This is a genomic window from Klebsiella sp. JN_Kp126 (genome assembly GCF_033843325.1).
In the GTDB taxonomy this organism is placed as follows: domain Bacteria; phylum Pseudomonadota; class Gammaproteobacteria; order Enterobacterales; family Enterobacteriaceae; genus Klebsiella; species Klebsiella michiganensis.
Map to the genome: position 1 here is coordinate 148,544 of NZ_JAWXQV010000042.1, position 16,807 is coordinate 165,350.

The 16,807-nt window shown below is 57.2% G+C and carries 15 protein-coding genes and 2 pseudogenes; 12 read left to right on the forward strand and 5 right to left on the reverse strand.

From position 1 onward, the window contains the following. Positions 1–36: 36 nt before the first annotated feature. Positions 37–1,578: a transcriptional regulator TyrR gene (tyrR, locus tag SIK97_RS03625; protein ID WP_004850219.1), complete on the forward strand. Its 1,542-nt coding sequence runs from the start codon at positions 37–39 to the stop codon at positions 1,576–1,578. Positions 1,579–1,693: 115 nt separating this feature from the next. Then, entirely contained in the window at positions 1,694–2,749 is a 1,056-nt protein-coding gene (locus tag SIK97_RS03630; RefSeq protein ID WP_032749413.1) for an AbrB family transcriptional regulator, read from the forward strand. A gap of 45 nt (positions 2,750–2,794) precedes the next feature. Here the strand turns inward: SIK97_RS03630 and tpx are convergent, their stop codons facing one another. Further along, positions 2,795–3,301 carry a thiol peroxidase gene (tpx, locus tag SIK97_RS03635; protein ID WP_032749412.1) on the reverse strand — a complete coding sequence of 169 codons (507 nt, stop codon included), beginning with the start codon at positions 3,299–3,301 and terminating at the stop codon, positions 2,795–2,797. A 101-nt stretch (positions 3,302–3,402) separates the two neighbouring features. Here tpx and ycjG point away from each other — a divergent pair, with 101 nt between their 5' ends. Then, positions 3,403–4,368: an L-Ala-D/L-Glu epimerase gene (ycjG, locus tag SIK97_RS03640; RefSeq protein WP_032749410.1), complete on the forward strand. Its 966-nt coding sequence runs from the start codon at positions 3,403–3,405 to the stop codon at positions 4,366–4,368. Here ycjG and mpaA read toward each other — a convergent pair. Continuing rightward, positions 4,359–5,072 carry a murein tripeptide amidase MpaA gene (mpaA, locus tag SIK97_RS03645; protein WP_004850230.1) on the reverse strand — a complete coding sequence of 238 codons (714 nt, stop codon included), beginning with the start codon at positions 5,070–5,072 and terminating at the stop codon, positions 4,359–4,361. The two genes, ycjG and mpaA, sit on opposite strands and share 10 nt — an antisense overlap. A 189-nt stretch (positions 5,073–5,261) precedes the next feature. Here mpaA and SIK97_RS03650 point away from each other — a divergent pair, with 189 nt between their 5' ends. From SIK97_RS03650 to SIK97_RS03685, 8 genes and pseudogenes are all read left to right on the forward strand, one after another. Beyond that, entirely contained in the window at positions 5,262–6,878 is a 1,617-nt protein-coding gene (locus SIK97_RS03650) for a peptide ABC transporter substrate-binding protein (protein ID WP_046877372.1), read from the forward strand. A gap of 483 nt (positions 6,879–7,361) precedes the next feature. Then, a pseudogene (locus tag SIK97_RS03655) lies at positions 7,362–7,532 on the forward strand (FAD-dependent oxidoreductase); the annotation flags it as partial. 143 nt (positions 7,533–7,675) lie between these two features. Beyond that, complete coding sequence (locus SIK97_RS03660; RefSeq protein WP_025106998.1) at positions 7,676–9,082, forward strand: LLM class flavin-dependent oxidoreductase; 1,407 nt, start codon at positions 7,676–7,678, stop codon at positions 9,080–9,082. Beyond that, positions 9,079–10,098 carry a methionine ABC transporter ATP-binding protein gene (locus SIK97_RS03665; protein ID WP_032749403.1) on the forward strand — a complete coding sequence of 340 codons (1,020 nt, stop codon included), beginning with the start codon at positions 9,079–9,081 and terminating at the stop codon, positions 10,096–10,098. Before SIK97_RS03660 ends, SIK97_RS03665 begins: the two co-directional genes overlap by 4 nt. Then, on the forward strand, positions 10,095–10,793 hold the full coding sequence (locus SIK97_RS03670) for a methionine ABC transporter permease (protein WP_025107000.1): 699 nt from the start codon (positions 10,095–10,097) through the stop codon (positions 10,791–10,793). The genes SIK97_RS03665 and SIK97_RS03670 overlap by 4 nt, the downstream gene beginning before the upstream one ends. Further along, positions 10,790–11,668 (forward strand): MetQ/NlpA family ABC transporter substrate-binding protein, encoded by an 879-nt coding sequence (locus SIK97_RS03675; RefSeq protein WP_032719786.1) that lies wholly within the window; start codon positions 10,790–10,792, stop codon positions 11,666–11,668. The genes SIK97_RS03670 and SIK97_RS03675 overlap by 4 nt, the downstream gene beginning before the upstream one ends. A gap of 175 nt (positions 11,669–11,843) precedes the next feature. Then, positions 11,844–13,265: an MFS transporter gene (locus tag SIK97_RS03680; protein ID WP_047724003.1), complete on the forward strand. Its 1,422-nt coding sequence runs from the start codon at positions 11,844–11,846 to the stop codon at positions 13,263–13,265. A gap of 10 nt (positions 13,266–13,275) precedes the next feature. Beyond that, positions 13,276–14,499 carry an acyl-CoA dehydrogenase family protein gene (locus SIK97_RS03685; RefSeq protein ID WP_025107003.1) on the forward strand — a complete coding sequence of 408 codons (1,224 nt, stop codon included), beginning with the start codon at positions 13,276–13,278 and terminating at the stop codon, positions 14,497–14,499. Positions 14,500–14,669: 170 nt separating this feature from the next. On the opposite strand, the gene SIK97_RS03690 is transcribed toward SIK97_RS03685, so the two are convergent. Together SIK97_RS03690 and SIK97_RS03695 are read right to left on the reverse strand one after the other, a co-directional pair. Further along, positions 14,670–15,215 (reverse strand): chorismate mutase, encoded by a 546-nt coding sequence (locus SIK97_RS03690; RefSeq protein ID WP_171972735.1) that lies wholly within the window; start codon positions 15,213–15,215, stop codon positions 14,670–14,672. Between the two features lie 235 nt (positions 15,216–15,450). Continuing rightward, positions 15,451–16,014 carry a DJ-1/PfpI family protein gene (locus tag SIK97_RS03695; protein ID WP_025107032.1) on the reverse strand — a complete coding sequence of 188 codons (564 nt, stop codon included), beginning with the start codon at positions 16,012–16,014 and terminating at the stop codon, positions 15,451–15,453. Between the two features lie 69 nt (positions 16,015–16,083). Here SIK97_RS03695 and SIK97_RS03700 point away from each other — a divergent pair. Next, a pseudogene (locus SIK97_RS03700) lies at positions 16,084–16,236 on the forward strand (NmrA family transcriptional regulator); the annotation flags it as partial. A gap of 372 nt (positions 16,237–16,608) precedes the next feature. Here SIK97_RS03700 and SIK97_RS03705 read toward each other — a convergent pair. After that, positions 16,609–16,807 (reverse strand): hypothetical protein (locus tag SIK97_RS03705; protein ID WP_319610924.1); only part of this gene is annotated, 199 nt, incomplete at its 5' end.

Below are 16,807 nucleotides of genomic sequence, written 5' to 3' on the forward strand. Positions count from 1 at the left end.
TCATCGGTTATTGGCCTCTTTAGGGTGAAAACGCCTATGCGTCTTGAAGTCTTTTGTGAAGACCGTCTTGGTCTGACTCGTGAATTGCTCGATTTACTGGTGCTGCGCGGTATCGACCTGCGGGGCATCGATATTGACCCTATTGGCCGAATTTATCTCAACTTCGCCGAGCTGGATTTCGCCAGCTTCAGCAGCCTGATGGCGGAAATTCGTCGTATCGCCGGCGTCACCGACGTGCGCACCGTGGCGTGGATGCCGTCAGAGCGCGAACATCTGGCGCTCAGCGCGCTGCTGGTGGCGATGCCTGAGCCGGTGCTGTCTCTCGACACCAAAGGAAAAGTCGAACTGGCTAACCCGGCCAGCTGCCAGCTGTTTGGCCAGAGTCAGGAGAAGCTGCGCAGCCACCCGGTCGCGCAGCTGATTACCGATTTTAACGTCCAGCGCTGGCTGGAGAACAGTCCGCAGGAGTCCCACGCCGAGCACGTGGTGGTTAACGGGCAGAACTTCCTGCTGGAGATCACCCCGGTTTATCTCGAAGGCGAACACGGCGAGAAGGTACTGACCGGCGCGGTAGCGATGCTGCGTTCAACGGTCCGTATGGGGCGCCAGCTGCAAACGATGACCATTCAGGACACCAGCGCCTTTAGCCAGATCCTCGCCGTAGGCCCGAAAATGCGCCACGTTGTCGAGCAGGCCCGTAAGCTGGCCATGCTCAGCGCGCCGCTGCTGATCGTCGGTGATACCGGCACAGGGAAAGATTTGCTGGCCCACGCCTGCCATCTGGCCAGCCCGCGCGCGGGGAAACCTTATCTGGCGCTGAACTGCGGCTCCATCCCGGAAGACGCGGTGGAGAGCGAGCTGTTCGGCGACGCCGTTCAGGGCAAGAAAGGCTTCTTCGAGCAGGCTAACGGCGGCTCGGTTTTGCTGGATGAAATTGGCGAAATGTCGCCGCGCATGCAGACCAAGCTGCTGCGCTTCCTCAACGATGGAACTTTCCGCCGCGTTGGTGAAGATCATGAAGTCCACGTTGATGTCCGGGTGATCTGCGCTACCCAGAAAAACCTGGTGGAGCTGGTGCAAAAAGGGCTGTTCCGCGAGGACCTCTACTATCGTCTTAACGTCCTGACCCTGTATCTGCCGCCGCTGCGCGATTGCCCGCAGGACATCATGCCGCTGACCGAGCTGTTCGTGGCGCGTTTTGCCGATGAGCAGGGCATCCCGCGGCCGAAACTCTCCGCTGATTTGAACAGCGTTTTGATGCGCTACAGCTGGCCGGGCAACGTGCGCCAGCTCAAAAATGCGATCTATCGCGCGCTGACGCAGCTGGACGGTTTCGAGCTGCGCCCTCAGGATATTCTGCTGCCGGATCACGACGTCTCCTCGCTGGCGGTAGGCGAAGAAGCGATGGAAGGCTCGCTGGATGATATTACCCGCCGTTTCGAACGTTCGGTGCTCACCCAGCTTTATCGCAGCTTCCCCAGCACGCGTAAGCTGGCCAAGCGTCTTGGCGTCTCGCATACCGCTATCGCCAACAAGCTGCGTGAATATGGTCTGAGCCAGAAAAAGGGCGATGAGTAATGCCCGTCGGCCGGCTGCCTGCGCCGCCGGCCGGCATTTCCAGAAAAGGGAGGGGGCTGGCGTCAAATGAATCGGTATATACTGCGTTTTTACCCTCTTTATGGCAGGCATACGCATGCGGATCTGGCGTAGTCATTTTTTTCAATGGATGAAACTGCTGGCGCTCTCCAGCGCGATCTCTTTTGTGCTGTTCTGGTTTCACCTTCCCGCCGCGCTGCTGCTGGGGCCGATGATTGCCGGCATCACCCTGAGCCTGCGCGGTGCGGCAATTCGCGTACCCCGTCCCTTTTTTATTGCCGCCCAGGCGATTATCGGCTGCATGATTGCCCGCAGCCTGACGCCCTCCATTTTCGGCGTTCTGCTGGCAAACTGGGCGCTGGTGCTGCTGATTCTCTTTTCCACGCTCGCTATCAGCGCGCTGGCGGGATGGCTGCTGGTGCGCTACAGCGACCTGCCCGGCGCCACCGGGGCGTGGGGGAGTTCGCCGGGCGGCGCCTCGGCGATGGTGATTATGGCCCAGGAGTACGGCGCCGATGTCCGGCTGGTCGCGCTGATGCAGTATCTGCGGGTGCTGTTTGTTGCCGGCGCCGCGGCGCTGGTGGTGCGCGTCGCGCTCGGCGGTGAAGCGCAGGAGATGACTCAGCAGGTCGCCTGGTTTCCGCCGATCAGCCGGCAGCTGCCGCTTACGCTTCTGTTGACGGCGGCGGCGGGGTGGCTTGGGCTGCGGCTGCGCTTTCCTTCCGGGGCGATGCTCTTCCCGATGCTGATTGGCGCGCTGGTGCAGGGAGAAGGCTGGCTGCTGCTCGAACTTCCCGAATGGCTGCTGGCGCTGGCCTATGCCGCCGTCGGCTGGAGCGTTGGTCTAAAGTTTAATAAACAGATTTTCCTGCTGGCGCTGAAAACCCTGCCGCAGATCCTGGCATCGATTATCGGCCTGATCCTGCTGTGCGCGCTGATGGCTTATGGGCTGACGCAGATTTTGCCGCTGGACTTTATGACCGCCTATCTGGCAACCAGTCCGGGCGGACTGGACACGGTGGCGATTATCGCCGCCGGTACGCGGGCGGATATGTCGTTTATTATGGCAATGCAGACGCTGCGCCTGTTCACCATCTTATTGACCGGCCCGGCGATTGCGCGCTTCATCTCCCGCTATGCGGCGCGGCAATAAAAAAAGCCCCCGGTTAACGAGGGCTTATATTACCTGGCGGGGATATTACGCTTTCAGCGCGGCCAGGGCTTCGTCGTAGTCCGGCTCTTCGGTGATTTCATTCACCAGCTGGCTGTAAACAACCTGGTCATTTTCATCAATGACGACCACAGCACGCGCCGCCAGACCGGCCAGCGGGCCCGCGGAGATAGCGACGCCGTAGTCGGCCAGGAACTGCGCGCCGCGCAGGGTAGACAGAGTGACAACGTTGTTCAGGCCTTCAGCGCCGCAGAAGCGAGACTGCGCGAACGGCAGGTCAGCGGAAATGCACAGCACGACGGTGTTGTCCAGTTCAGACGCCAGCTGGTTAAATTTACGTACCGATGCCGCGCAAACGCCGGTATCGATGCTTGGGAAAATGTTCAGCACTTTACGGGAGCCGGCGAACTGGCTCAGCGCGACGTCAGAGAGATCTTTGGCCACCAGCGTAAACGGCTGCGCTTTAGCGCCTGCCTGCGGAATGGTGCCTTGAACAGAAACGGGGTTGCCCTGGAAATGCACGGTTTGTGACATGGTTATCTTCCTGTTTACATATAGTTAACGTCGCGGCTAGTGTATGACATCCGTCATCAGCACGGCAAATCCTTTTAATACTTACCTGCGAGGTTCAGGGAATGCGAAATCTGCGAGTCTATGAAGAAGCCTGGCCGTTACATACTCCGTTTGTGATCGCCCGCGGCAGCCGCAGCGAGGCAAAAGTCGTGGTGGTGGAGATTGAAGAGAATGGCGTCAAGGGGACAGGTGAGTGCACGCCCTATCCTCGTTACGGAGAGAGTATAGCCTCGGTGATGGCGCAGATTATGGCGATTGGCGAACAGATTGAACGCGGCGTCTCTCGTGAGCAGATTCAGCACCTGCTGCCCCCCGGGGCCGCGCGTAACGCCGTGGACTGCGCGCTCTGGGACTGTCAGGCGCGCAGCGCGGGTAAGAGCATCGCGCAGCTGTTGGGCGTGACGCTGCCCAACCGGGTGGTTACGGCGCAAACGGTGGTTATCGGCACGCCGGACCAGATGGCGGCGAGCGCGGCGGCGCTGTGGGAAAAAGGGGCCACGTTGCTGAAAGTGAAGCTCGACGATCATCTGATTAGCGAGCGGTTGATTGCCATTCGTGAAGCGGTTCCGCAGGCAACGCTCATCGTGGATGCCAACGAAGCCTGGCGCAGCGATGGCCTGGCCGAGCGCTGTCAGCTACTGGCAGATATCGGCGTGGCGATGCTGGAACAGCCGCTTCCGGCTGGGGCCGATGAAGCGCTGGAGAATTTTATCCACCCGCTGCCCATTTGCGCCGATGAGAGCTGTCATACGCGCGACAGCCTGGCGGCGCTGCGCGGCCGCTATGAGATGGTCAATATCAAACTGGATAAGACCGGCGGTCTGACCGAAGCGCTGCTATTGGCTGAGGATGCGGAGCGCCTGGGATTTGCGCGGATGCTGGGCTGCATGCTGTGTACCTCAAGAGCCATCAGCGCGGCGCTGCCGCTGGCGCCGCTGGCCCGATTTGCCGACCTCGATGGCCCGACCTGGCTGGCGGTGGACGTTGAGCCGGCGCTGCATTTCAGCACCGGCGTGCTTCATCTTTGAGGATGCCAGTGCAGCAGGTCCGTCATCGCCTGAAGGTATTTATCCGTCGCCTCGTCGGCGGATATCGGCGGGAATTCGGCGGTGATGCAGGGCAGGCCGATATCCGCGCACCAGCTGCCAAAGGAGCCGGGCGTTTCATAGCCGACGCTGCCCACCAGCGGCAGGCTGAACGCCCCGGCAAGCCACTGCCCCAGCGCGCTGTGGCCGGGGTCTTCAATACAGGCCAGCGGATCGTGAAACGAAACCACCCACGCGGGATGGATCTGGTGGATCAGCTGGCACAGCGCCTGGGTTTCCGGTTCTGAACCGGGTTTTTCGCCGGTGAGCAGAACCACATCGCGCTGTTCCGCCGCGCTGTTCCAGCGATAAACCGTTTCGCCTTCTTTCCAGTTTGCCGCCGGAAAATTCCGGTTCAGGTCGATGCCGCGCGCGTTGGCGCGCAGCCCCAGCTGGCAACCGTCCGGGTTGACCGCCAGCACGACATGATGGCGGCGCAGCTCGGGTTTGAGCGTACGTAGCGCGCAGGAGAGGGTGACAATCGATGCGTTTTCATCGCCGTGGGTACCGGCAAGGATCAGGCCGCTGCGGCTATCGGCCAGCGGTGCAGGGAACCACAGCAGCGGCGCGCCGAGGTGAGACTGGCCATAGCGTTGTGTGCCGGGCGGAAAATCACCGCGCTGAGGGCGAGGACGAGAAACGGGCATAGGGCATCCTGTTGTCAGGTTATTTTTCAGCAGTGTTGTGTAAAACCGTCCCGGAATCAAATAGTTTCCAGCGAGGACGAAATCAGCATATATGTCAACTTTCTTTCACAAGCCGTTTGCAATTTCAGGTGATGAAACAAATAATTATCGCACTGCCAGCTCTGGTTTTTTTATTTTAAAGGGGATCTTATGAAGTATCCTGTCACATTGACATGCGGCGCGCTGTGGTTAGCCAGCGTCTCTTCTCTTGCCTGGGCCGCCGATGTCCCGCCGGGCACCGTATTAGCCGAAAAACAGGTGCTGGTGCGGCACATTAAAGATGAACCCGCCTCCTTAGATCCCGCCAAAGCCGTCGGTCTGCCTGAAATTCAGGTTATCCGCGATCTTTTTGAAGGTTTAGTCAATCAGGACGAGAAAGGCAATCTGATCCCAGGCGTGGCGACTCGCTGGCAGAGCAATGATAATCGCGTCTGGACATTTACCCTGCGCGATAACGCCCGCTGGTCCGACGGAACGCCGGTAACGGCGGAGGATTTCGTCTATAGCTGGCGGCGGCTGGTTGATCCTAAAACCACCTCCCCGTTTGCCTGGTTTGCTGCGCTGGCCGGAATCGCCAATGCGCAAAATATTATTGATGGTAAAGCCGCGCCGGATACCCTCGGCGTCACCGCCGTGGACGCGCGTACCTTGCGCGTGCAGCTGGATAAACCGCTGCCGTGGTTCAGCAATCTGACGGCGAGCTTTGCTTTCTATCCGGTGCAGAAGGCTAACGTGGAGAGCGGCGACAACTGGACGCGTCCGGGAAGCCTGATTGGCAACGGCGCGTATGTCTTAAAAGATCGCGTGGTGAATGAAAAGCTGGTGGTGGTTCCCAATACGCACTACTGGGATAACGGCAAAACGGTGATCCAGCAGGTCACATTTACGCCCATTAACCAGGAATCGGCGGCCACCAAACGCTATCTGGCCGGCGATATCGATATCACCGAGTCGTTCCCGAAAAATCTGTACCAGAAGCTGCTGAAGGATATTCCGGGGCAGGTCTATACCCCGCCGCAGCTGGGTACTTATTATTACGCGTTTAACACGCAGAAAGGGCCAACCGCCGATGAGCGCGTGCGCCTGGCGCTCAGCATGACTATCGATCGCCGTCTGATGGCGGAGAAAATTCTGGGTACCGGCGAGAAACCGGCCTGGCGCTTCACCCCGGACGTGACCGCAGGTTTTACCCCGCAGCCGACGCAAATCGAGAGCATGAGCCAGGCCGAGCTGAATGCCCAGGCCAAAGCGCTGCTGCAGGCGGCGGGCTACGGTCCGAACCGTCCGCTGAAGCTGACGCTGCTGTACAACACCTCGGAGAACCACCAGAAAATCGCGATTGCGGTGGCTTCCATGTGGAAGAAAAATCTGGGCGTCGACGTGAAGCTGCAAAATCAGGAGTGGAAAACCTATATCGACAGCCGCAATACCGGCAACTTCGATGTGATTCGCGCCTCATGGGTCGGGGATTACAACGAACCGTCGACGTTCCTGTCGCTGCTCACCTCGACCCACAGCGGTAATATCTCCCGTTTCAACGATCCGGCCTACGACAAAATTCTGACCCAGGCGGCGCTGGAAACGTCGGAAAAGGCGCGCAATGACGATTACAACGCGGCGGAAAAAATCATTATGGCGAAAGCGCCCATCGCGCCGATTTATCAGTACACTAACGGGCGTCTGATTAAACCGTGGCTGAAAGGGTATCCGATAGCCAATCCGGAGGACGTGGCCTATAGCCGCACAATGTATATCCTGAAGCACTGATGCGTACTGACCTTCTGCTAACATCAGGCAACCATCGCTAAACCCACAACTGGCGCGGCTTACAGCGCCAGTGTCTCCTTTCGCATTCTGAGTATCTTCATCCAGGTCGTTTCAGCCCCAAACTCCCACTTTCCGATGCTGCTATTCGTTCAGGATTAAAGCAGAGTCGTCAACGCAGTGAACAACTTTAGCTCGCACGCGTTGCAGGCGTCGCAACGTAATAGTACTGGCACCAGCAACCAGAGCACGCCTTGCCCGGCTGTTGCTAATACAACAGGCTGTGTGCATCAGTTGGCGCATTCGCAACAGCTCTTGCGCAAGCCTATTTTTTAAAACCATTGATTAACATGAATTAAATAATGCGCAGCCTTTGGCATGATTATCGCTAACACCCATATAACAAAATTAAAATAAGTCTTCGATAAATATCGAATATGGTTATATAGGAAATGGATAATGACGCAGAAAGCTGACGAAAATATCAACATATTGGCGTTCTCTCGCCGTAGGTTGCTCTCGCAGAGCAACCTTAGCGGAGAAAGCGAGGAATGGCCTGGCGACTATCGGCAGGGAACGCTGCGCCAGCGCTTCCTGCATCATCTGCGTAACTACTGGGATGTGCATCGTTATCGGAAAGCGCCGCAGGTGGCCGATCGTGCTGCCGCTATTGCCGGAGAAACGCTGGCGACGCTGGGTTTCAGCCTGTCCGCCCGATGTCCCGAGTCCTGATTTTTTCCCCTTTTATCCTTTTCATTAATAAGCGTGTGCCAGTACCTGGACACACCGTGGAGAGCGCTATGCCATCGCAACGAGAGATTCGCCTTAACGCGTTTGATATGAACTGTGTCGGTCACCAGTCGCCGGGCCTGTGGGCCCATCCGCGCGACCGCTCCTGGCAATATAAAGATCTGGAATATTGGGTCGATCTGGCGCGCCTTCTGGAGCGCGGCAAATTTGACGGCTTGTTTATTGCCGATGTGCTTGGTGTTTACGATGTATTTAACGGCAACGGCGATGCGGCGATTCGTCAGGCGACGCAGGTGCCGGTAAACGATCCGCTGGCGCTGATAACCCCGATGGCGCTGGTGACGGAACACCTTGGCTTTGGTCTGACCGCATCGCTGTCATTTGAGCATCCCTATCCATTCGCCCGTCGGCTGTCGACGCTCGATCATCTGACCAAAGGACGGGTGGGCTGGAATATTGTTACCTCGTATCTGGAAAGCGGCGCCCGCAATATTGGGTATCAGGCGCAGACCGATCATGATGCGCGCTACGACTACGCCGATGAATACCTCGACGTCGTGTATAAACTGCTGGAAGGCAGTTGGGAAGACGGCGCGGTTTTGCGCGATCGCGAACGGGGAATTTTTAGCGATCCGCAGAAAATCCATCCGATTAACCATCAGGGCAACTTTTTCTCCGTTCCGGGCATCCATCTGTGCGAGCCGTCGCCGCAGCGCACGCCGGTTCTCTATCAGGCGGGGGCCTCCAGCCGCGGAAAACAGTTTGCCGCCACGCATGCCGAGTGCGTTTTTGTCGCTGCGCCGTCGAAAGTTCTGTTGAAGAAGACGGTCGCGGATATTCGTCGTCGCGCCGCGGAAGCCGGGCGCGATCCGCGCAGCATTCTGATTTTCAATCTGCAAACGGCGATCGTGGGCGAAACCGATCGCGAGGCGCAGGCCAAATGGCAGGAATACAAATCATACGTTAGCTATGAGGGCGCGCTGGCGCTGATCTCCGGCTGGACCGGTATTGACTTCGGTCAGTATCGGCCGGACCAGGTGCTGAAATACCTGCATACCAACGCCATCCAGTCGGCGGTTGAGGCGTTTTCCACCGCCGACCCGAATCGTCAATGGACGGTGGAAGCGCTGGCGGACTGGGTGGGCATCGGCGGCTTTGGCCCGCTGCTCGTCGGCAGTGCGGAAACGGTGGCCGATGAACTGCAATCCTGGGTCGAGGAAACCGATGTCGATGGCTTCAATCTGGCCTACGCCGTGACGCATGAAACCTTCCGCGACGTGGTGGAGCTATTAATACCAGAGCTGCAAAAACGCGGCGTCTTTAAGCAGGATTACCGGCAAGGCACGCTGCGCGAAAAACTGTTCGGCGCCGGGCCGCGCCTGACCGCGCCGCATCCGGGGGCAGACTACCGTCGCGGCGTGCGAAACGATGTCGGGGCGAAGGAGACGGCGGCATGATTGATATCGATAATCTGCATAAACGCTACCGCACGGCGGATGGCCGCGTCAGCGAGGTTCTGAAGGGATTATCGCTCAGGGTGCCCGCCAGCTCCATCACTGCGGTGGTAGGGCCGAGCGGTGCGGGGAAATCGACCCTGGCGCGCTGCATCAGCCTGCTGGAACGCCCCGATAGCGGCAGTATCAAGGTTAACGGCAAAGACTTGTCATTACTGTCAGGGGAGGCGCTGCGGCGTGAACGGCGCGCGATCGGCACCGTTTTTCAATCCTCAGCGCTGCTGAATCGCAAAACGGCGTGGCAAAACATCGCGGTGCCGCTGGAGTATCTGGGCGTGGTGGAACGCGACATTAAGGCGCGGGTCGGTGAACTACTGGAGAGCGTAGGGCTGAGTCACAAAGCGGAGGCCTATCCATCCCAGCTTTCCGGCGGACAGCGTCAGCGCATTGGTATCGCTCGCGCGCTGGCATTACGTCCGTCGGTACTGCTGGCGGACGAGGCCACGTCTGGGCTGGATCCCCAGGCGACCGCCACGGTGCTGGGTTTGCTCCGACAGCTACGTGATGAGTACCGGCTGGCGATAGTCCTGATTACTCATGAAATGGATGCGGTACGCGCCGCGGCGGATGCGGTGGCGGAAATCCGCGATGGCGCGATAGTCCAGTACGGGCAGGTGAAAGAGCTGCTGGCCCGTCCGGATTCCCTGCTTGGTCAGCAGCTATTGCCGCTGTCGCCCATCGCTGTTAACAGCGATCTGCTGCTGCGCCTGAGTTATCGCTGGGATGTGCCGGTGGCGACTGACTGGATCAGCCGTCTGAGCCACCAGCATGCGCTACAGATAGATTTGCTCGGCGGCCATGTGGAAGTGATCAACGGTCAACTGGCGGGGCGTTTACAGGTCGGCGTCCGATTTCAGGGACAACGACTGTCAGCGGATCGAACGATCGCGCTTTTAGCGCAGCTGGGCATTGCGGCGGAAATCCTTGCACATGCCCCCGAGCTACAGGAGGCGGTATGAAACCGACAGTGATAAGCCAGGATACGCCGTGGCATGAAATCCATACATTGCTGCTGCCTGCTTATGGGGAAACCTGGCTGATGGTTGCCATTGTGATGCTGTTTGTGGTGACCCTTGGCGGCGTGGTGGGCGTGGTGTTATTCAACGCCTCGCCGCGAGGATTATTTCCGCATCCCGCGCTTTACCAGGTGCTTAACTGGGGCGTCAACATGGGGCGCTCTCTGCCCTTTCTGGTGTTAATGGCGGCGATTATCCCGTTTACGTTCTGGCTTACGGGTACCACTATAGGCATTCCTGCCGCGGTGGTGCCGATGATTGCCGCTGGCGTGCCATTTTTTGGCCGTCTGGTGGAAAACGCCCTGCGCGAACTCCCGGCGGAGGTTACCGCGGTGGGGCTGGTGTGCGGCGGTTCGCGCTGGCAGATAATCCGCCACGCGCAGCTCAGCGAGGCGCTGCCTGCGCTGGTGGCGGCGGTCACGCTTAACCTGGTGTCGATGATCGAATATTCGGCGATTGCCGGCACTATCGGTGCGGGCGGGATCGGCTATCTGGCGGTCGTGTACGGCTATCAGCGTTTCGACAATCACATCATGATCGCCACCATTGTCGTGCTGATCGCCACGATTCAGATCATTCAATTCTTTGGCGACCGTCTGGTCAATAAGCTTCGCCACACTCAGGGGATTTCTTCATGACAACAGAACAGTTTGAACTCCGTAAAGCCCGCCGCTGGCCATGGCTGGCGGCGCTGGCAGCGATCGCGGCGCTGGCCGTCGTATTCTGGTGGTGGCGCGGATACGCGCAGGCGCCGCAGGTCGTTTTCGGTACGACGTTAAAAATTCACTACGAACCGGCGATGGCGGGCGAGCAGCGAATTATTGAGTACATCAGTCAGCATATTGCGCCCGATTATGGCCTGAAGCTGGAGGCGGTGGGCGTACAGGATCCGGTACAGGCGGACAGAGCCGTGGCGGAGGGGCAGTATGCCGGCACTATCTATCAACATCAGTGGTGGCTTAAGCAGGTGGTGGACGCCAACGGCTTTGCGCTTTCGACGACCGTGCCGGTTTTTCAGTGGGCCTTCGGGATCTATTCCGACCGCTATAAATCGGTACAGGATTTGCCCGTCGGGGCGACCCTCGTCGTGCCGGATGATGGCGCTAACCAGGGGCAGGCATTATGGTTGCTGCAAAGGATAGGGTTAATCTCACTCGATCCGGCGGTTGAGCCGCGCACGGCGAAACTGAAAAATATTGTCGGCAACCCGCACAAGTTCAATTTTAAAGAGCTGGATTTATTAACCATGCCGCGTGCGCTGAATTCAGTGGATGCCGCTATTGGTTATGTCTCACAATTTGATGCCGGAAAAGTCCCGCGAGAAAAAGGCATATTATTCCCGCCTGCGCCTAAAACGTTTGCCTCGCAGTTAGTCATCGGTACACCGTATTTATCGCAGGAGAATATTGTCAAATTAAAACAGGCTTTTTCCGATCCGCGTATTCAGACGTGGTTAAAGACCACTGACGATCCGCTGGTCAAAGACGTACTGGTTCCGGTCTCAGCAAACTAAGACATCATTGATGAAACGATAATAACCGGACGGGCATTTGCTCGCCCGGTTACTGGCGTCATTATTTATTAACTTATTGAATATATTGATAATTATATGGTTATTTATTGTTTTTAATATGCTAAAGCCCGGCTTATAACCAGAGTCACCTGCACAATTATATAAGGTAAATAATATGAGTACTCTGTCTGTTGATAATGCTGGTGCCGTTTCGGCACCGGTGAGTAGCGTCGGGGATGTGGCGCGATTAATTAATTCCGGCAGGGAGCAGAGTAAATATGCGCGGATGATTGTATTCCTCGCGCTCGGCGGTGTATTCCTCGACGCTTATGATTTAACCACGCTCTCTTACGGTATTGATGATGTGGTGCGGGAATTCCAGCTCTCGCCGCTTTTAACCGGCATTGTCACCTCGTCAATAATGGTCGGCACGATTATCGGTAATTTAATCGGCGGCTGGCTGACGGATAAATATGGCCGTTATTCGGTGTTTATGGCCGATATGCTATTTTTTGTGGTATCGGCGGTTGCGGCGGGACTGGCGCCGAATGTCTGGGTATTAATCGGCGCGCGGTTCCTGATGGGGATTGGCGTCGGGATCGATCTCCCGGTCGCCATGTCTTATCTGGCCGAGTTTTCCCGCTTTAGCGGGAAGGGTAATAAGGCCGCGCGGCTCGCGGCCTGGTGTCCGATGTGGTACGCCGCCTCGACGGTCTGTTTTTTAATCATCTTTGGGCTCTATTTCCTGTTGCCAAAAGAACATCTGGACTGGCTGTGGCGCGCATCGCTGCTGTTCGGCGCGGTTCCGGCGCTGCTGATTATTGCCGTGCGCAGTAAATTCATGAATGAATCGCCGTTATGGGCGGCCAACCAGGGCGATTTGACCTCGGCTGTGCGTATTCTGCGCGACTCTTACGGGATCAACGCTCACGAAGCACCGCCAGAACGTCCTGCTCCGCCGCCCAAAGTGAGCTTTCGCGTGCTATTTGCAAAACCGTACCGCGAACGCACTATTGTCGCCGGGGTGATGAACGTCTGTATCTCATTTGAGTATACGGCGATCGCCTTTTTCCTGCCGTCCATTCTCGCCCAATTCCTTGGTGCTGGCGTGTTCGAAACCATCTCCGCCTCGCTGGGACTCAATGCGCTGTTCGCCTTTACTGGTGGGCTGCTGGGGATGCACCTGGCATGGAAATACCCGTCGCGACACGTCGCGATCGCCGGGTTCGCACTGCAGTTTATCGCCCTGATCGTCCTCGCGCTGGTGGGGCAGCCGCAGGCCGCGCTGGGTGTAGCGCTGGCGATTGCGATGCTGGGGCTGTGGCTGTTTGCCGAGGGCTTTGGTCCCGGCGCGCAGTTGATGATCTATCCGGCGCTTTCATACCCAACCGCGATTCGCGCCACCGGGGTTGGCTTCAGCCGCGCGCTTTCCGGTATTGGCAGCGCGCTGGCGCTGTTTGTGCTGCCGCTGCTGCAGGCATCGCTCGGTACGCAAATGTTCTGGGTCGTATCGCTGGCCGCCATTATCCCGATTTTCTTCCTGCTCGCGGTACGCCATGAGCCTACCCAATATGACATTGACGACAGCCACCATTGAGGAACAGAAAATGACTTTACTCTCTACCGGCACCGACTATGAACAGCTGGCGGCGACCTTCCGACCGATTTTTGCCCGTATCGCGCAGGGAGCGGCGGGGCGCGAACAAAACCGCATCCTGCCCGATGAGCAGATCCGCTGGCTGAAAGAGGCCGGATTTGGCACGGTACGCATTCCGCGGGAAAAAGGCGGCTGGGGCGCGTCGTTGCCGCAATTAATTGCGCTGCTTATTGAGCTGGCTCAGGCCGACTCCAACCTGCCGCAGGCGCTGCGGGCGCATTTCGCCTTCGTTGAAGACCGCCTCAATCAACCTGACTCGCCGGCGCGCGATCGCTGGTTCCGTCGCTTCCTCGACGGCGAGCTGGTGGGCAGCGGCTGGACCGAAATCGGCGCGGTCAGGCTGGGGGAGGTTTTCACCCGCGTAACGCCCGTTGAAGGCGGCTGGCGGCTGGACGGTGAGAAATTCTATAGCACAGGTACGCTGTTTGCCGACTGGATAGATGTTTTCGCCCGGCGCAGCGACAACCAGGGCGATGTGATTGCGCTGGTGAGCACGAGCCAGGCCGGCGTTGAACGCGAGGATGACTGGGACGGCTTCGGTCAGCGTCTGACCGGCAGCGGTACGACCCGCTTCAAACAGGCGCAGGTGGAGCAGGATCACGTCTACGACTTTGCGCAGCGCTTTCGTTATCAGACCGCGTTTTATCAGCATATCCTGCTGGCGACGCTGGCGGGAATTGGCCTGGCAGTTGAGCGTGACGTCGCCGAAGGCGTGAAAAAGCGGACCCGGATGTACAGCCACGGCAATGCCGCCGTGCCGCGCGACGATGCGCAGGTACTCCAGGTTGTGGGACAAATCAGTAGCTGGAGTTGGGCGACGCGGGCGGCGGTATTGCAGGCGGCGGAATCGTTGCATCAGGCCTACCTTGCGCATGCCAGCGGCGACGAAGCGCTCATTGAACAGCGCAATCGTCTGGCTGAAGTCGAAGCGGCGCAGGCGCAGGTGATTGCCAGCGACTGGATCCCGCGTGCGGCTACTGAGCTGTTCAACGCCCTCGGCGCGTCGGATACGCGAGTGAGTAAGGCCCTGGATCGGCACTGGCGCAACGCGCGCACCGTGGCATCGCACAATCCGGTGATTTATAAGGCGCGAAATATCGGTAACTGGTTGGTTAACGGCGAAGCGCCAACCTTTATCTGGCAGATTGGCGACGGCGAGAAATCGCAGGGCTGAGAAACACGGCGAAGGAGCCTCTCCGTAAGGATCGTTGGCACCCCCATCACGATTGAGCGGGGGAGCATCCCCCGGATCATGGACGACTGGGGGCTGCGATCGTGCCGGGTCTGGCTGGCTAACACCCCAGTATATTGGGGATTCCTCAGTGCTTGGGCGGGGCTTTTTACTCAATCTTTCAACGAAATCCCTTTCATTGTTTCCCAGATCCTATGCTTATCCTGCTCGTGTAAATTCTTCTGCTGCACGGCGTGCATAAATGCCTCCTGGCCCTGTTCCGTCAGAGGTTGCCCGGACTTTAATCGTGCCGCCACACTTTGCAGAATACGATGGCTAAGTTGGCCGATTTGCGTCCGGACATCCTGAAGCGGGCGAGGTTGCCAGTCAGTTTCCGGCGCCGCCAACCAGTCGGCGCGATAGCGGTACTGAATCGCCTTGGCGGCGTCCATCTGCGCCTGAATAAATGGCCTTACGCTCTCGCCTTTTAATCCCAGCGAATCAGCATCAGCAGTGGCGCTCTCCAGAACCTTCTTCTCTTGCTGTAGATCTTCAACCGCCTGGTGATGTTGCGCTTTATATCCGGCAACATCTTTCATCAAGGACAAACGTTCATTGATCAAATTGCCAATCGAAGGGGTTGAAGCAGAAATTGCCGTTGCAGAGAAACTTGCGGCAGCGAGAAGCAACACGGCTGTATAAAGCTTGTACGGCATCATAAATCTCCGACGTCGATAAACAGGAAGTCTGTAAAGGCGTTCCCGGTCAGTTGAAGAAACATTTCGCAGAAAGCGTAGCTAGCGCATTTTACAGTCTTGTGATGATAAAAAAACCGTAAACCCGACCCGGGCTTACGGTTCTCTTTTACAGCGGGGTTAAAAATTTTGCGCCAGCATCGCCTTCAGACGGTAGTCCCCGATGATCCGTTCCGGCCTTTTATATTTGTCAGGTTTGCTACTGCAACAATTCGGCAAATTTCGCCAGCCATTGCGGATGAGCGGGCCAGGCGGGGGCGGTCACCAGATTGCCATCCACATGCGCCTGATCGATACCGATGTCGGCAAAATGTCCGCCGCTGAGCCGCACTTCCGGCGCGCAGGCCGGATAGGCGCTGCAGGTACGGCCTTTTAATACCCCCGCAGCTGCCAACAGCTGAGGGCCGTGGCAAACGGCGGCAATCGGTTTACGCGCTGCGTCAAATGCCTGCACCAGTTTAAGCACTTCCGCATTCAGGCGCAGATATTCTGGCGCCCGGCCGCCGGGGATTAATAGTGCGTCGTAATCCTGTTCTTTCACCGTTGTAAAATCGGCGTTGAGAACAAAGCGGTGCCCGGGTTTCTCGCTGTAGGTCTGGGCGCCGTCAAAATCATGGATCGCGGTCATAATGAAGTCGCCTTTTGTTTTATCTGGACAGACCGCATCAACCTGATGACCGATCATTTGTAATGCCTGAAACGGCACCATAGTTTCGTAATCTTCGGCGTAATCGCCCACCAGCATCAGAATCTTTTTGCCCATCTTATTCACTCCTGTATGAAGAAAGGTGTCTAAGATATAGCCTGGCGGGAGAGGGAATGCGAACCTGGGGATGACGGACGGCTGGCGGGGCATGCCGATCTGGCGGCGATGCGGCAAATGAATACGCAGCTGCAATCCATTGAGTCCTGGCTGGCGGGAACAGGACGCGCTGCTTTCGAACGGGCGCTGGCAATCTCTGCCGGCCGGGCCTTTAAGCGGTAAACCCGTTTTGCCCGGCGTCAGGCAGAAATTAATGAGCGAGAGGTATTATTGTAAGCTCTGTTTTAATATATCCGCTGAATGAAATGCCGCTATTTCTTTTACGCTCAGCGCGAATCTATATGTTGTCCGGTTTAACCATCGATACCGGATATCTGACAAGTATTATTTGTAAGTTTTATATTAATCCTGTCAGCCATTAATTATAACCATATTCATGCCCGGCGCTGGGCTTTTTCATGGCCGGTAAACGATAAAAAATAATTTATTTCTTACGCCCACTGTTTGTGTTCTTTTCAGTATCCGGAATGACAAGTGTTTACCTGCATATTGATTTGCATCAATCAACTCTGTGTATTCAGATGTGAATTTAATTCATATTGCTGCATGAGGTATACATTCTGCCTTTATTGTAAGCAAATGGTTGTTATTACATACCGGCTTTGTTTGTCTCATGCATTTCATTTTTACATTTTCCTTAAGATGCCTGAGGAAAGTCTTATAATGGACTTTGCAACCGGCTGGTTGATATTTTTTGGCGCTTTGCTCTACTATATCCGGGTCATCACACACC

What these genes read in the sequence shown, in the direction of transcription:
- tyrR (WP_004850219.1), top strand. Translation starts at nt 37, where the DNA reads ATGCGTCTTGAAGTCTTTTGTGAAGACCGTCTTGGTCTGACTCGTGAA.
- SIK97_RS03630 (WP_032749413.1), top strand. Translation starts at nt 1,694, where the DNA reads ATGCGGATCTGGCGTAGTCATTTTTTTCAATGGATGAAACTGCTGGCG.
- tpx (WP_032749412.1), bottom strand. Translation starts at nt 3,301, where the DNA reads ATGTCACAAACCGTGCATTTCCAGGGCAACCCCGTTTCTGTTCAAGGC.
- SIK97_RS03660 (WP_025106998.1), top strand. Translation starts at nt 7,676, where the DNA reads ATGCCATCGCAACGAGAGATTCGCCTTAACGCGTTTGATATGAACTGT.
- ycjG (WP_032749410.1), top strand. Translation starts at nt 3,403, where the DNA reads ATGCGAAATCTGCGAGTCTATGAAGAAGCCTGGCCGTTACATACTCCG.
- SIK97_RS03695 (WP_025107032.1), bottom strand. Translation starts at nt 16,014, where the DNA reads ATGGGCAAAAAGATTCTGATGCTGGTGGGCGATTACGCCGAAGATTAC.
- SIK97_RS03670 (WP_025107000.1), top strand. Translation starts at nt 10,095, where the DNA reads ATGAAACCGACAGTGATAAGCCAGGATACGCCGTGGCATGAAATCCAT.
- SIK97_RS03685 (WP_025107003.1), top strand. Translation starts at nt 13,276, where the DNA reads ATGACTTTACTCTCTACCGGCACCGACTATGAACAGCTGGCGGCGACC.
- SIK97_RS03675 (WP_032719786.1), top strand. Translation starts at nt 10,790, where the DNA reads ATGACAACAGAACAGTTTGAACTCCGTAAAGCCCGCCGCTGGCCATGG.
- mpaA (WP_004850230.1), bottom strand. Translation starts at nt 5,072, where the DNA reads ATGCCCGTTTCTCGTCCTCGCCCTCAGCGCGGTGATTTTCCGCCCGGC.
- SIK97_RS03690 (WP_171972735.1), bottom strand. Translation starts at nt 15,215, where the DNA reads ATGATGCCGTACAAGCTTTATACAGCCGTGTTGCTTCTCGCTGCCGCA.
- SIK97_RS03680 (WP_047724003.1), top strand. Translation starts at nt 11,844, where the DNA reads ATGAGTACTCTGTCTGTTGATAATGCTGGTGCCGTTTCGGCACCGGTG.
- SIK97_RS03665 (WP_032749403.1), top strand. Translation starts at nt 9,079, where the DNA reads ATGATTGATATCGATAATCTGCATAAACGCTACCGCACGGCGGATGGC.
- SIK97_RS03650 (WP_046877372.1), top strand. Translation starts at nt 5,262, where the DNA reads ATGAAGTATCCTGTCACATTGACATGCGGCGCGCTGTGGTTAGCCAGC.